This is a genomic window from Mesorhizobium sp. M0145 (assembly GCF_040322355.1).
Lineage (GTDB): Bacteria > Pseudomonadota > Alphaproteobacteria > Rhizobiales > Rhizobiaceae > Mesorhizobium.
In genome coordinates this window covers 1-15,686 of sequence record NZ_JAMYTK010000015.1, presented here as the reverse complement: position 1 = coordinate 15,686, position 15,686 = coordinate 1, and the positions used below count along the sequence as shown (strand labels likewise).

Annotated in this window: 6 protein-coding genes; all 6 read right to left on the bottom strand. The window is 64.3% G+C overall.

Translation table 11 applies throughout. The features are described 5' to 3' along the window. Positions 1-165: 165 nt before the first annotated feature. A complete protein-coding gene (locus NKJ28_RS20740; RefSeq protein WP_352636822.1) occupies positions 166-918 on the bottom strand; it encodes a heme ABC transporter permease in 753 nt (250 codons plus the stop codon). Positions 919-1,177: 259 nt separating this feature from the next. Beyond that, the gene (locus NKJ28_RS20735; protein WP_352636821.1) at positions 1,178-2,947 is read right to left on the bottom strand and encodes a glucan ABC transporter ATP-binding protein/ permease; all 1,770 of its coding nucleotides are present in this window, start codon (positions 2,945-2,947) and stop codon (positions 1,178-1,180) included. Positions 2,948-3,310: 363 nt separating this feature from the next. After that, on the bottom strand, positions 3,311-11,881 hold the full coding sequence (locus tag NKJ28_RS20730; protein WP_352636820.1) for a glycoside hydrolase family 94 protein: 8,571 nt from the start codon (positions 11,879-11,881) through the stop codon (positions 3,311-3,313). Positions 11,882-12,149: 268 nt separating this feature from the next. Further along, complete coding sequence (locus NKJ28_RS20725) at positions 12,150-12,737, bottom strand: HutD/Ves family protein (protein WP_352636819.1); 588 nt, start codon at positions 12,735-12,737, stop codon at positions 12,150-12,152. Positions 12,738-12,745: 8 nt separating this feature from the next. Next, positions 12,746-14,416 carry a urocanate hydratase gene (gene hutU, locus NKJ28_RS20720; RefSeq protein WP_352636818.1) on the bottom strand — a complete coding sequence of 557 codons (1,671 nt, stop codon included), beginning with the start codon at positions 14,414-14,416 and terminating at the stop codon, positions 12,746-12,748. Positions 14,417-14,448: 32 nt separating this feature from the next. Beyond that, positions 14,449-15,267 (bottom strand): N-formylglutamate deformylase, encoded by an 819-nt coding sequence (gene hutG, locus NKJ28_RS20715; protein WP_352636817.1) that lies wholly within the window; start codon positions 15,265-15,267, stop codon positions 14,449-14,451. Between the last annotated feature and the right edge of the window lie 419 nt (positions 15,268-15,686).

Genomic DNA, 15,686 nt, shown 5'->3' with positions numbered 1-15,686 from the left:
GCCTGCCGGCCATCTCCCCCTCAAGGGGGGAGATCGGTAGCTTCGCCGGTAGCGCCTCTCTTTCAACATTCGCGATTGGCGAAACGATACGTGACATTCAATCTCCCCCCTTGAGGGGGAGATGTCCGGCAGGACAGAGGGGGGCGCGAAGGAACTCGACCAAGATCAGCTAGCCTGTCTCACGGCAACCCGGCGCATCGAAATGACGCGGCGGCGCCAGATCTCGGTGCGCATCGCCGTTAGGTGCAGCGCGAAGAAAAGCACGGTGAAGCCGAGTGCCATCACCAGCAACGGCCACAACAGGCTTGGATCAATGGTCGGCCCGCCAAGCCGGAACACCGACGCCGGCTGATGCAGCGTGTTCCACCAGTCGACCGAAAATTTGATGATCGGAATGTTGATGAAGCCGACCAGGGTGATGATGGCGGCGGCCCAGGCGGCGCGCCCGGCATCGTCGAGCGCGCGGGTCAGCGCGATGATGCCGAGATACATCAGGAACAGTATGAAGACCGAGGTCAGCCGCGCGTCCCACACCCACCAGGTGCCCCACATCGGCTTGCCCCAGATCGAACCGGTGATCAGTGCAAGGGCGGTGAAGACGGCGCCGATGGGTGCCGCCGATTTTAGCGCCACGTCAGCCAGCGGATGGCGCCAGACCAGCGTGCCCAGTGCCGAGACCGCCATCAGCGTGTAGCACATCATGGCAAGCCAGGCGAAAGGCACGTGGATATACATGATGCGAACGGTGATGCCCTGCTGGAAGTCCTCAGGCGCCGTGAAGCTCATATAGAGACCCACGCCGAGGACGATGGCGGCCACGCTCGCCAACCACGGCACGACCTTGTCGGCCAGCCCGACGAACCGCGTCGGGTTGGCAAGGTCCATCCAGCCGGAGAGGCGTGAAGTCGTATCGCTCATGCGGCTTTACATAGACCGCCGGCGGAGTTGCGGCAACCGCAGCGGCGGTACGTCTTCCCTTCTCCCCTTGCGGGAGAAGGTGGATCGGCGCGTAGCGTCGAGCCGGATGAGGGGTGCTGGACGGAGTGAGGCGCCAATGATCGCCGTGCGCCGAAGTCTGGATTTGGATGAAGATTTGCGCCAAGCTGGAGCACCCCTCATCCGACCTCGCTTCGCGAGGCCACCTTCTCCCGCAAGGGGAGAAGGCAAGCCGCGCTGCTCAGGCGGCTTCGTTCACCGGACGGCTGAGGCGGCGGACCTCCTCGTCGTTGAGCAGGCCGCCGGCGCGCAGCAGGCTGGCGAAGCGACCGTTGCGCAGCGACAGTTCGGTGAACCCGCCCATCTCGACCACCCGGCCCTTGTCCATGAACACGACCAGATCGGCGTCGCGAACGGTGGTCAGGCGGTGGGCGATGATGAAGGTGGTGCGGCCGCGCCGCAATTCGTCGATGGCGTCCTTGACGCGGTCTTCCGTCTCGACGTCGAGCGCGCTGGTCGCCTCGTCGAGAACCAGGATGGGCGCGTCCTTCAGCACGGCGCGGGCGATCGCGATGCGCTGGCGCTCGCCACCGGACAGCTGTCCGCCGCGTTCGCCGACGACCGTGTCGTAGCCCTCGCACTTTGACAGGATGAAATCCTGCGCGGCGGCGGCATTGGCCGCGGCATGGACCTCGTCATAGGTCGCCTCCGCGCGGCCGACGCGGATGTTGTCCTCGATCGAGCGGTTGAGCAGGCCGGCATCCTGGAAGACGGTGGCGATCGAATGGCGCAGCGACTTGCGGGTCACCGTGCGGGTGTCGATGCCGTCGATCAGGATACGGCCGCTGGACGGGGTGAAGACGCGCTGCAGAAGGTTGATGAGCGTCGTCTTGCCGGCGCCCGTCGGGCCGACGATGGCGACGGTCTGGCCGGCCTGGACCTCGAACGACGCGTCGTCGACACCCTGCCCGGAATTGCCGAACTCGAAGCAGACATTCTCGAAACGCACATGACCCGTGACGTTGACGAGATCGCGCAGCCCATCGGGCTCGGCGGCGTCGGATGCAGAGTCCTCGAGATGATAGAATTCCTCGAGCTTGGCGCGCGCCTCGGAAATCTGGTTGGCGAAGGCGGACATCTGGTCGAGCCGGGCAATCAGCAGCGTGGCAAAGCCGGTAAAGGCGATGACGTCGCCGATGCGCAACTGGCCGTGCGTCACCAGATAGGCGCCAATCAAGAGCACCACCATCATCGAAATCGTCGACGACAGGCGGTGCAGCGCGTTGGCCATTGCCCACCAGTCGAGCACGGGGTTCTGCACATCGAGCAGATTCTTGACGTAGTGCTTCAGCGCCTCGGTCTCGTGGCCGATGCGGTTGTAGCTCTGCAGGACGGCGACGTTGCTGACCGAGTCGGTCACATGCGCAAACACCTTGTGGTAGTGACGCTCCACGGCCGCCTGGCCTTCCTTGGTGCGCCGCATCACCAGCCGTCCGATGCCGACATAGAGCGCGCCAAGCGCCAGCAGTACCATCGACATGCGGATATCCATGCTGAGCGCCGTGGGCACCAGCAGAACCAACGCGACCGCTGTCGACAGGTGCTGCCTCATGAATTCGAGCCAGAGGCTGAACAGGGTCTCGACCGCCCGCAGAAGCGTGTGCAGGGAATTGGAGGTGCCGCGCTGATGATGCCAGGCAAGCGGCATGGTGATGACGCGCTCGAACGACTGGCAAAGAACCTCGCTGCGCCGCTGGTGGGCAAAGCGGTCGGCGCCGCGCGCCACCAGAACGAAGGCGACGATATTGAAAGCGCCGATGCCGGCCCACATTGCGAGCGTCGAGAACACCGAGCCGCGGTCCGAAATGGCATCGATCACCCGGCCGAACATGATCGGCTCGAGGATGGCGATAATGGCAAGCGTGACATTCGCCCCGCAGATAAACGCAACGCGTTTCCTGTCGGCAGCGAGATAACCGAGCGCTCGCCAGTAGATTTGCAGAAGTGACACTTCAGCTACTCCGCCAATTATTTATGGTGCAGTGCGTCATTTTTTGACTCGTACCGGTTGACGCGTCGCAAAACAATGCTCGTCTAGCTGTTCCGTTCCCATTCCGCGAACAAAAGATGACGACGCTTCGAAATTTGCCGTGATCGTCTAACAGTTTGAGATAAAAGGTGAAATGTCAGCGTTGCGGCAAAATCATGGCAGCTGGAAAGCACTGCCACAATTTTAATCAGCAAGACCCTGGGCACGACGTCTAAAGTCGTGTGCAGGCATTCAGCAAGGTCAACCGCAAATATAACCGGTAGCGGCACTTGGAGCGCCCGTGCGTGCCCTGGGAACGCTAAGCGACGCTCCAAGCCCTTGAATCTAGGCCGGTATTCTGACGACCACCTCGGCACTATCTCCGGCTTTTGGCTCGAAGGACGAAGATTTGGTCTTCGTGCCATTCACTTCAAGTGAGATGGCCCGGGCCTTTTTGTCGCGGACGACGCGTACCTTGATCTCGGCGCCCAGCATCTTCAGAGTTGCCGAATAGCCGTCCCAATGGCTAGGAAGTCTCGGCGTGAACTGGAGGCGCTGTCCGCGGCGCTCTATGCCGAGAATGCTCTCGACCGCGGCGCGATAAAGCCAGCCCGCCGACCCGGTATACCAGGTCCAGCCGCCGCGGCCGCCCTTGTCTTGCCCGGAATAAACGTCGGCCGCGACGACATAAGGTTCCACCCGGTAGCGCTCTGCCGCGGCTTCGTCGAGCGCATGGTTGACCGGATTGAGCATTGAAAGGCAACGGTAGGCATCGTCGGTGCGACCCATCTCGGCGAGCGCAATGACGAACCATGTTGCCGCGTGCGTGTATTGGCCGCCGTTTTCACGGACCCCCGGCGGATAGCTCTTGATGTAGCCCGGGTCCTTTTCCGTCTTCGAGAAGGGCGGGGTGAACAGTTTGGCGATCTTGAGGTCGTCGTCGACGAGCGCTTTCATCGCCTGCGCCATTGCCGTGGTCGACCGCGCCGGGTCGCCCTCGCCCGAAAGCACGCTCCAGGACTGGGCGATCGAGTCGATCTTGCACTCGTCCGACTTGCGCGAGCCGAGCGGCGTGCCGTCGTCGAAGCTGCCGCGCCGATACCACTCGCCATCCCAGGCGGTGCTTTCCAGCGCCCGCTTCAGCACCTCGGCGTGCTTCGTCCAGGCCTGCACGCGCTTGGCATCGCGCTCCGCCTTGGCGACAGCGGCAAAGTCGCCCAGCGTCTTCAGCAGGAACCAGCCCAGCCACACGCTCTCGCCCTTGCCGTGCTCGCCGACGCGGTTCATGCCGTCGTTCCAGTCGCCGCCGAGGATCAGCGGCAGCCCGGCCGGGCTGCTGCGCTTGACGGCAAGATCGAGCGCCCGCGCGCAATGGTCGTAGAGCGAGGCTGTCTTCTTCGAGATTTCCGGGATGAAGAAAGCATCGTGCTCGCCTTCGCCCAGCGCCTGCCCTTCGATGAAGGGCAGTTGCTCCTTCAGGATCGCGGTGTCGCCGGTCACCAGCAGGTAACGGGCCGTGGCGTGGGCCAGCCAGACCACGTCGTCCGAGATCATGGTGCGGACGCCGGCCTCGGTGCGCGGCAGCCACCAATGCTGCACGTCTCCTTCGGGGAATTGCCGCCGCGCCGCATTGAGTATCTGATCACGCGCCAGCTTGGGGTCATGCGCCAGCAAAGCCAAGGTATCCTGCAACTGATCGCGGAAGCCGAAGGCACCGCTCGCCTGATAGAACGCAGAGCGGGCACGGATGCGGCAGGCCAGGCTCTGATAGGGCAGCCAGTGATTGACCATAGCGTCGAGTGCCTTGTCCGGCGTCTCGACCTGGATTGTGTCGAGAAAGCCGCGCCATGTGCGCTCGTTGTCGGCCAGCCGCTGATCGAAATCCCTTGAGCGATGGGTCTGCACCAGCGCGCTGGCCGCCTCGGGCGAGGCCGCGTCGCCGAGCAGCCAGAGCAGCGTGACGTCGCCGCCGGCAGCGATGTCGATGTCGCGTGCGATGGCCGCGCAGGGATCGTCGCCGGCCTCGACACGGCCGGACAGGCCGGCGCCGCTCAGCACGGCATGCGGAAACTCGCTCGTGCCTTGCCTGCCGATGAACTCGCCGCGATCGGCGGTGACCGAATGCACAGCACCGTCGGCGGCCAGAAAGGCGATCCGCTCGCCGAAATCGAGCCCATAGGGATTTTGCGCCAGCAATGCGCCGGTTGCGGCATCCCTCGACGGAACGATGCTTGCAGCGGTGCGCGAGCGATGGCCGCCAAGAACCCATTCCGCATAGGCGTAGACGCGCAGCCGCATCGGCACCGAACCCGAATTCTGGATGCGCAGCCGCGATATCTTCACCGGATCGACGGGATCGACAACATGGGTCAGGTCCATCGACAGCGGCCCGCGTTTTGAGCGGAACGTCGAAAAACCCTGCCCGTGCCAGGTTTCGTAGGTCATTGTCGGATCACGCACCACGGCAGCCATTGGCGAGAACGCCCTGCCACTGGCATGATCGTAGATATAGATGCCCTCGCCCGGCCGATTGGTGACCGGATCGTTCGACCATGGCGTCAACTGATAGTCGCGGCTGTTGCGGCTCCAGGTGAAGGCAGCGCCTTCAGCCGAAATGTGGAACCCGAACGATGGGTTGGAGATGACGTTGATCCACGGCTGCGGCGTCGTGCGCCGGCCGGCAAGACGCACAACGTAGTGGCGTCCGTCGCCGTCGAAGCCGCCGAAACCGTTCCATTGGTCGAGCCCGCTGCCGTCGACGCGGCCCTCGATCAGTGCCTGGGCGGCAGATGCTTGCGACGTCGGCACCGGCAAGGACGGCTCGCGAAGCGCTGCAAGGTCTGCCGGCTGGAGGGCGGCGTCCCGCGCCTGCAGTGCCGCGGCCTCGGCGCGCTCGATCTGGTCGAAGATGGTGCCGTTGCGCGTATGCAGCACCACCCGAGCGACGGCGAGCAAGGTCCTGTAGGTCGTTTCCTCCATCAGATCGCGGCGCACCGCGAAGATGTGCTGGCGGGGTCCGAGCTCCTTGCCGCGCAACCGGCTGTTTTCGCACAGCGTCTCCACCGCGCGCTGCAGGTCCTGCACGTAGGAAGACGCCTGCTCGTTGACGACGACAAAATCGATCATCATGCCGCGAGCGCGCATGTATTCCTGGAAGCGAAGCGCCTGGGCGACGATCTCCAGATCGGCGACATCGGCGATCCTGACCAGGAAAATCGGAAAATCGCCGGATATGCTGGTCGGCCACAGGCTGGATTGCCTGCCGAGCCCGGAGACGATGGATTCGCCCGGAAGGCGCAGGAACGGATCGGGATAGATCAGATAGCGCGCCAGCTTCTGCACATTGGCGGCGTCGGACAGGCTGAGGCCAAGGTGCCGGGTCTGCACCTGCGAGCGCGTCCAGGCGAGCATCGCCTGGCGGGCGAAGCTTTCGGGATGGTCGAGCCGTGCGATGGCGGCATCCAATTCGGCGCGATGGGTACCGACGACTGTCCAGAACGTCAGCGAAATCTTCTTGTTGGCCGGCACGCGCACCTGCCGGCGAAGCGATGCGATCGGGTCCAGGGTGAAGCCGGAATGGCCGCCAAGCTTGGCGCCGGGATCAAAGGCCGCCGCTTCGGTGATGGTGCGGCCGCGGCCGATGAAGGCGCGCCTGTCGGTTTCCGCCTCGGCGTCTCGCGCCGATCCAGACGGGTCGGTGACGAAATGCACCATGGTGACGTCGGGTTCGTCCTTTTCGCGCTTGCCCCTGGTGGCGAAGATCGCGCCGTTGTTCGGCGCGATCTCGGTTTCCACGAACATCTTCGAAAAAGCCGGATGGGCATTATCCGAGGGCTCGGAGCCCAGCACCAGTTCGGCAAACGAGGTTACTTCGATATGCCGGTCGGCGGGGCCATCATTGTGGAGCGTCACCCGTCGGCCCTCACCATTGCCTTCCGAGATGACGATGCACTCGACTTCCGAACGCAGCGATCCAATCGATTTGACGAAGCTCGCCTTGTCGTCGGAGAACAGCGTTTGCGCACGCTCGCCGGCGGCGCGCTTCGGCTCGGCGGTGGTCGACCACCAGTCTCCGTTGCTGGCGTCGCGCAGGAAAATATAGGAACCAAGGCGGTCCTCGGTCGGATCCGGCTGCCAGCGCGTGACGGCAAGTTCGCCCCAGCGGCTGTACCCGGAGCCGGTGGCGGTCACCATGACCGAATAGCGGCCATTGGACATGACACTGGTCGAGCGGAGCGCCCTGAGCGGATCGAGCACGATGCGGGTATCCGGGCTTTCCAGCTCGGTCTCGTCCTTCGAGCGCTCGTCGGCCTCGGTCCTGACGGTCGCAGTCGGGATGTCGCGCGGCGCCCTTTCCTGCAGCAGCAATTCGGCCGACTCGATCACCGGATCGCTGTGGAAGCGGTCGCGCAGGCGCCCTTCGAAGATCGCATCGGCAACTGCGGCAATCGACATGCCGGAGTGGTGGGCCATGTAGTTGAGCACGACGGCGTGGTCGGTGCCCTCGGGAACGCGTTGCGGCGTGAAATCCACCGCGTCGTAAAAACCGTGCCGGCCCAGTGCGCCCAGCCGCCTGAGCTTGGCCAGGTTCTGGACGGATTCATGCGGCGTGAACTGCGCTGCCAGCACGGTCGCGTAAGGCGCGATCACCGTGTTTTGGCCAAGGCCGCGCTTCAGGCCGAGCCCGGGCACGCCGAAATTGGTGTACTGATAGGTCAGCTCGCGGTCGCGGGCGTTGTAGGCCGCTTCCGAAATCCCCCAGGGAACGTTCTTCGAACGGCCATACTGGATCTGGCGCTTGATGATGAGCTTGCTGGTCTGGTTGAGAATGCTGCCTTGCGGCTCCTTCATCACCAGTGGCGGCATCAGATATTCGAACATCGAGCCGGACCAGGACATCAGTGCGCCCTGGAAGCCGATCTCGACGATCGGCCGGCCGAGCCGGAACCAGTGCTCGGTCGGCAAATCGCCCTTGGCGATGGCGAACAGGCTGGTCAGCCGCGCCTCGGAGGCCAAAAGATCGTAGCAGCTTTCGTCGAGCTGATGCTCCTCGACCCGGTAACCGATCGACAAGAGCTTGCGTTCGGGCCGCATCAGGAACGAGAAATCCATCTCGAAGGCGAAACGGCGCGTGCGCTCGCGCAACGTCAGAAGCTTGGCCCGCAATGCCGCGACGGCGTTTTCGTCGCTGTGCGCGTCGTGCACATGCGCCTCGCAGGTGGCTTCGAGCCTGGCCGCCCAATCGGCGATGGTGTCGCTCTGGGTCGACGCTGCCTCGGTATGGATGGCTGTCGCGAGCTTGCGTATCTCGCCGGCCAGGACGGCCAGGTTGATGGTGCGGATCGACGCCATCTCCGGCTGCGCCTTGATCAATTCCACCGCCCGCCGCATGCCGTCGAGACGGTCGGCGAGCCGCTGGCGCAAGGGCCGCAATTGACGCCGGTCGTCGGGCAGTTCCTCAAGGCTTTCGTCGAGGATGGTGACGGTGTCGAGGATGCCTTCGAAGTCGCCCTGCACATGCACCGACGGCGCTTCGGCCCATTCGGCGCAGGCAGCGGCCACGGCCACCAGATGGCCGGCGAGATTGCCGCTGTCGACCGCCGAAATGTACAGCGGGTAGAGCGGCTTCAGGGTCGTCGTGTCATACCAGTTGAAGAGATGGCCGCGGTCGCGCGGCATGCTCTCGATGGTCGACATGGTCGCGTCGATGCGGTTGACGGCGTCGGAGAGGCTGATCCAGCCGAAATCGCGTGCCGAAATCACCGACAGCAGGTAGACGCCGATATTGGTCGGCGAGGTGCGGGGCGCCACCACGGGGGCCGGGCTTTCCTGGAAATTATCCGGCGGCAGATGGTGATGCTCGGCCGTCACGAAGGTCTCGAAATAGTGCCATGTACGTCGCGCCACGGTGCGCAGCGCGTGGATGTCGGCGGCCGATATGCGCAGGCGGTCCTCGGTTTCGGCCGAACGGCTGATCCAGCAGGCGATGGCGGGCGAGCCGATCCAGAACAAGGCAAAGAAGAAGGCGACGAAGGCGCCGGTGGAATCGGCCAGCACCGGGACAGCGAGGCCGACGACGCCGATGATCACCGCGCCGTACATGATGCTGTAATAGGAGCCGAGATCGTTGTCGCCGCCCTTGTGTGCCTGCGAGGCGGTGCGCCATTCGAGCAGGTTCTGGCGGCTGACGAACAGGCGGTAGAGCGTGCGGATGATCGCGTCGCCCATCATCCAGGCAAGATGCGCCATCAGCACGATCTTCAGCGCCACCAGGGCGGTGCCGAAGGCAACGTCGCGTGCCAGTGCCGAGAAATGGCCGCGCGGCGTCTGGTCGCCGCTCTTCGGCAGGATGGCGTCGACAATGTCGAAAGTGGGCGCCATGAACAGCGTGAGGATCAGCAGCGCCTGCCATTGGGCGGCCTGCGTGAAGGGCAGCAGCGTCCAGCCGGCGATCGCGGCCATCACCCAGAAGATCGGCGTCACCGAGCGGCGCAGATTGTCCACCATCTTCCAGCGCGACAGCGCCGGCACGTTTGAGCGCGGGCCAAGAATGAAGCCCAGAAGCTGCCAGTCGCCGCGTGCCCAGCGATGGTGGCGCGACGCGTCGACCGAATAGCGGGTCGGATAGTCCTCGACCAGTTCGACGTCGGTGACCAAGGCCGAGCGCGCCAGGGCGCCTTCGAGCAGATCATGGCTGAGGATGGTGTTTTCCTCGATGCGGCCCTTCAACGCCGCCTCGAAGGCGTCGACATGGTAAAGACCCTTGCCGGTGAAGGAACCGTCGCCGAAGATGTCCTGGTAGAGGTCCGACACGGCAAAGACGTACGGATCGAGCCCGCGATTGGCGGAAAAGACACGCTGAAAGAACGATGCCTCGTCGCCACTGGTCAGCGACGCGGTGATACGCGGCTGCAGGATGGAATAACCTGCCGTAACCTCGCGCCGTGCGACATCGAAATGCGGACGGTTGAGCGGGTGGCAAAGCTTGCCGGCCAGCGCAGCGACGGCGTCGCGGGTGGTGCGGGTGTCGGCGTCCAGCGTCATCACGTGGACGACGCTCTCCGGCAATGGCACTTCCAACGGCAGGAAGGTGGTGTCGCTGTCGCCGCGCAGCAGAAGGTTCAATTCGTGCAGCTTGCCGCGCTTGCGCTCCCAGCCCATCCAGACGCCTTGCGATGCGTTGTAGAGCCGGCGCCGATGCAGCAGATAAAAGCGCGGCGCCCCTTCCGAGGGATAGCGGGCGTTCAGCCTGGCGATTTCGGCGCGGGCGAATTCGAGGATTTCGACATCCGCCGTATCGATCTCGGTCTTCGAGTCCGGCCAGTCGGAAAGCAGCGCGAAATAGACTTCGCCCGCCGTGTTGGCGAGGTGATGCACCTCGATGTTGCGGATGTTCTCCTCGACATCGTCGCGCGAGCCGATCAGCGACGGCACCACCACCAGCGTGCGCGCCTCGGGCGGCACACCGTGCCTGAAATCATAGCCGATGAGACGCGTCGGCTTCAAAAACAGCGAGACGACGGTGTTGAAGAATGCAAGCGCGCCTTCGCTGGCCGGCACCGCGAACAGGGCCAGCATCAGGACGATCGACGGCACCGACAGGCCGAGATTGGCAAGCGCATTGCCGGAAACGACCAGAAGCAGGACCGTCAGCGCAAACACCGGCACGACGATGCCCAGCCATCCGGTCTTGCGGAAGGTCCGGTTGAGCGTCTTGCCGATGGTCGGCCGGTAGCCGATCGACCGCTCGAGCTCCTGCCGGCGCGGGCCGACCAGAAAGAAGCCGACGTCGGTGTGAGCGATCGGACCGCTTTCGGAGCCCGGTGCATCGGCAGCATGGCCGGCGAGCTCGATCGCCCTTTCGGCAACGCGAAATTCGGAGAGATCGGAACGGCGCGCCAGCTCCTCGATCGCAGTCCGGTATTGGTCGCGCGAAAAGAAATCGAGCGCGGCGAAATCGGTGCGTTCGCGCAGCAAGGTGTCGATGCGGCTGACGCCCTCGAACCACACCGTCCAGTCGATGTCGTTGATCAGGCGCAGGCCGCGGATGATGTTGCCGGTGGTCACGTTGCCGCTGGACAGCGTGTGGTGCTCGCTGAGGATGATCTCCTCGGCGTCGGAGCCGGTCCTTTCCAGCTCGCCCTCCAGCCATTCCAGCGCCCTGCCGGCATTTTGCGAGCCGTCACGCAGCCGGTAGAGCAACTGGGTGGCGAAGGTGGTGTCCTGCGCATGGGCGCTGTAGTGGGAAAGTATCGCCTGCCGGTCGGCGCTGTCGTCCGTCGACAGCACACGGTCGGCGACCTCGTTGGCGATCTGGCGCAGTTCCCGCGTGCGATTGACGCGGACCGCGATCCGGCGAAGGTTCTCGATCAGGACGAAGCGCAGCAGCGACGGCAGCGCCCATAATTCGCCAATCTTCAGCGGCTCGATGGACTGGAAGCCTTCGACGATCGCCTTGAACATGGCCGACGAGACGGAACTGTCGGAATGCGCGACATAGGTCCACGCGACCGCCAGTGCGCGCGGCACGCTGGATCCATCCGACAGTTTCAGCGTCGGCAACTGGCGGTAGAAGCGGCGCGGCAGGTCGCGCTTGACCTGAAAAATGGTCTCCTCGACCAGGTAGTTGTTGTCGAGCAGCCACTGCGCCGCGGGCGTGATCGTTTCGCCCCTCGCCTGGGCAGCGTTGGTGGAACGGTAGACATCGAGAATTTTCCTGGCGCTGTCGCGGATGCGCGCCTGAAAATCGAAAGGCGTCAGACCGAACAAGTCCTTGGCGTCGCCACTGGCAAGGGCTGCGCCCAAAGCGCGCAGCCGATCTTCCGGCAGGAAATTGGAGCGTATCGGCACGTCGGTGACAGCCGGGAAGCTGGCGCTCGTCTTTTCGATCTGTGCGAGATTGGTCTGGATATTCATCTAAGGTTCCGTGTTGGGGACGCAGTGCGGCGTCACCGCCACGGCAATGTCCCTAAAACCGGTCCAAATGCAATTGGTTGCATCGCAACACTTGGCCGAAAGTTTTGTTTCCGCACCACGACAAGATGCCGTCTTTCGACAACTTCCAGGCGGGCACTATGAGCATCGTTTCGGCTTCTGATCGGCGGAAGATTCAGGCTTTTTCGTGATGCAGCGACCAGCTTACGCGATATTTGGCCGGCGTCACGATCATGTTTGGAAACAGACGTTAATCGTTGCCGGCAATGCGGTCGATGCGGATCACGAACAGCATGGCCGGCCGGACCGGATCCAGGCGCAGTTCCGGCGCTTGCGCCCCGAGCAACAGCGCGTCGAGCGGCCCAAGTTGCATGGGCGCCGCGCCGGCCACGCTGAGTTCGCCGTCGACGCACAGGATGAGTGTTTCATCGGCTTCGGCCTGGATCTCCGTCGGAGCCGAAATCAGCAGGCGCTCGACCGTGTGGATCGCCCGGGCGCGGCGGGTCATGACGTTGAGGTCGGTGATCGGACCGGCGATCAGCATGGCTTGCGTCGGCACGTCGGCCGGAAAGGCAAGCGGTGCGGAAGCCTTGGTGATTTCGACCGGTAGCCGGCCGGCGATGTCGAGGATCATGCCCTCGCCTTCCAGCAACGCCAAGGTCCGGTCGACGCCGGCAAATCCGGAAAATGGGCCGCCGCCCTCGACCAGCGCCATCGAGACGCGCCAGTCGAAATCGTCGAGCCCGGCACCTGGCGGCGAGACGGCAATCTCCGTCGTCACCCCGCCGCCGTTCTTCCACGGCATCGACCGGTATTCGGCTGCCCGAAGGATGCGCAAGGCGCGACTCAGCCCAAAATGCCGGGCAGGTTGAGCTGGTTCTCCCGGGCGCACTCGATCGCGATGTCATAGCCGGCATCGGCGTGGCGCATGACGCCGGTCGCCGGATCGTTCCACAGAACCCGCTCCAGGCGCTTGGCCGCCTCGGGCGTGCCGTCGGCGACGATGACCATGCCGGCATGCTGCGAAAAGCCCATGCCGACGCCGCCGCCATGGTGCAGCGACACCCAGGTGGCGCCGGACGCCGTGTTGAGCAAGGCATTGAGCAACGGCCAGTCGGAGACGGCATCGGAGCCGTCCTTCATCGCCTCCGTCTCACGGTTCGGCGAGGCGACCGAGCCGGAATCGAGGTGATCGCGGCCGATGACCACCGGCGCCTTCAGTTCGCCCCTGGCGACCATCTCGTTGAAGGCGAGGCCGAGCCGGTGGCGATCGCCAAGCCCAACCCAGCAGATGCGCGCCGGCAGGCCCTGGAAGGCGATGCGCTCACGCGCCATGTCGAGCCAGTTGTGCAGATGGGTGTTGCCGGGGGTCAGCTCGCGCACCTTGGCGTCGGTCTTGTAGATATCCTCGGGATCGCCGGAAAGCGCTGCCCAGCGGAACGGGCCGATGCCGCGGCAAAACAGCGGACGGATATAAGCCGGCACGAAACCCGGGAAGGCAAAAGCATTCTCGAACCCCTCCTCCTTCGCCACCTGGCGGATGTTGTTGCCGTAGTCGAGCGTCGGCACGCCGGCGTTCCAGAACGCCACCATCGCCTCGACGTGCTCGCGCATCGACGCGCGGGCAGCTTTTTCGACGGCCTTCGGATCGGAGGTGCGTTTCTCGCGCCACTCGGCCAGCGACCAGCCCTTGGGCAGATAGCCGTTGAGCGGGTCATGCGCCGAGGTCTGGTCGGTGACGATGTCGGGGCGCACGCCGCGCCGCACCAGTTCCGGCAGGATGTCGGCGGCGTTGCCGACAAGACCGACCGATTTCGCTTCACCGGCTTTGGTCCAGCGCCCGATCTTTTCCAGAGCCTCGTCGAGCGTGTCGGCGCGCTCATCGACATAGCGGGTGCGCAGCCGGAAATCGATGCGGTCGGGATCGCATTCGACGGCCAGGCAGCAGGCGCCGGCCATCACCGCGGCGAGCGGCTGGGCACCGCCCATGCCGCCGAGACCGCCGGTCAGGATCCACTTGCCCCTGAGATTGCCGCCATAATGCTGGCGGCCGGCCTCGACGAAGGTCTCGTAGGTGCCCTGCACGATGCCTTGCGTGCCGATGTAGATCCACGAGCCGGCCGTCATCTGGCCGTACATCATCAGGCCCTTTCTATCGAGCTCGTTGAATTTCTCCCATGTCGCCCAGTGCGGCACCAGGTTGGAATTGGCGATCAGCACGCGCGGGGCGTCACGATGAGTGCGGAAGACGCCGACCGGCTTGCCCGATTGCACCAACAACGTCTCGTCGTCGCCAAGCGTCTTCAGCGAGGCAACGATGCGGTCGAAATCGTTCCAGGTGCGCGCCGCCCGGCCGATGCCGCCATAGACGACCAACTCGTTGGGGTTTTCGGCGACGTCTGGGTCGAGATTGTTCATCAGCATGCGCAACGGCGCTTCCGTCAGCCAGGTGCGGGCGTTGAGCTCGCTGCCGCGCGGGCTGCGCACTTCACGGATGTTGTGGCGAGGATCGGTCATGATTGTCCCTTTCGAGTGAGGTGCACCGCGCGTCAGCTTTCGGCCCAGGCGATCGCGGTTTCCAGGATCTTCTTCAGCGTGACGCGGATCGGCGCCGCGAATTCGGCCTCGTAAGGCACCGGCCAGTTAGCCGGTTCGCCCTTGCCTTCGGGCTCGCGCATATAGCCGCGGTTGGAGAGTTCCATCTGCAGCGCGTGGACGCCGGCTTGCGGCTGGCCGAAATGGCGCGTGATCCAGCCGCCCTTGAAGCGGCCGTTGACGACGTAACTCTCGCCGGTTTCGGCGAGGATCTGGCCAACCGTCGCTTGCAGCGTTGGATCGGCGCTCTTGCCGTCATTGGTGCCGAGATTGAAGACCGGCAATTTGCCTTCGAAAAGGCGCGGCAGCACCGAGCGGATCGAATGGCAGTCATAGACGACGACCTTCCCATGCAAAGCGCGCAGCCTGCCGATCTCGGCCTGCAGAGCGGTATGATAGGGTACGAAGAACTTCTCGCGGCGCTCGTCGATCTCCGACGGTCCCGGCTCTTCACCGTTGCGGTAGAGCTGATCGCCGTCAAAGGTCTCTGTCGGGCAGAGCCCGGTCGTCGTCTGGCCGGGATAGAGCGAAACGCCGGACGGATCGCGGTTGACGTCGATAACGGTGCGCGAAATCGCCGTATGCACGACCGTCGCGCCGAGGCTCTCGGCGAAGTCATAAAGCTTGTCGATCCACCAGTCGGCGTCACGGCGGCCGAGCCAGGGCGAGACCAGCCGGCTGTCGAGGCCGGCGAGATCGATGCCGGTATGCGGGATCGAAACCAGCAGGGGTGCTGTGCCTTGGGTGACGGTGAGCCAGGAGGGTGAGGTCATCGGAAGTCTCCGCGCGACAGAACGCGACCTTGCAATCGTCCGTGAACACCGACCTCGGTTTTTATCGCTCGCAACGCATTTTGTTCTTGCTTTGTGCCGGCAGCTATGCTACTAAGTTCGGTATGGTGCTGATTCGGCCCGACGACCCGCCCTCGAGGCGGGTTTTTTGTTGCCGGGCTGAGGTTGGCGGGACAGCGCCCCCCTCTGTCCTGCCGGACATCTCCCCCTCCAGGGGGGAGATTGGCAGCTTCGGCGCCTCGCTCAGTCCTGCAACGCTGGAGATTGGCGAAAGCCGAGACGACAGCCAATCTCCCCGCTGGAGGGGGAGATGTCCGGCAGGACAGAGGGGGGCGCGACAGAACGCGACCTGTCACGGCACACCGCCTCATGACGCAACGCCCGGCAGTTTCACCGCACCC

Excerpts from the sequence above, each read along its gene's own strand:
- NKJ28_RS20740 (WP_352636822.1), bottom strand. The coding sequence starts at position 918 with ATGAGCGATACGACTTCACGCCTCTCCGGCTGGATGGACCTTGCCAAC.
- NKJ28_RS20730 (WP_352636820.1), bottom strand. The coding sequence starts at position 11,881 with ATGAATATCCAGACCAATCTCGCACAGATCGAAAAGACGAGCGCCAGC.
- hutU (WP_352636818.1), bottom strand. The coding sequence starts at position 14,416 with ATGACCGATCCTCGCCACAACATCCGTGAAGTGCGCAGCCCGCGCGGC.
- hutG (WP_352636817.1), bottom strand. The coding sequence starts at position 15,267 with ATGACCTCACCCTCCTGGCTCACCGTCACCCAAGGCACAGCACCCCTG.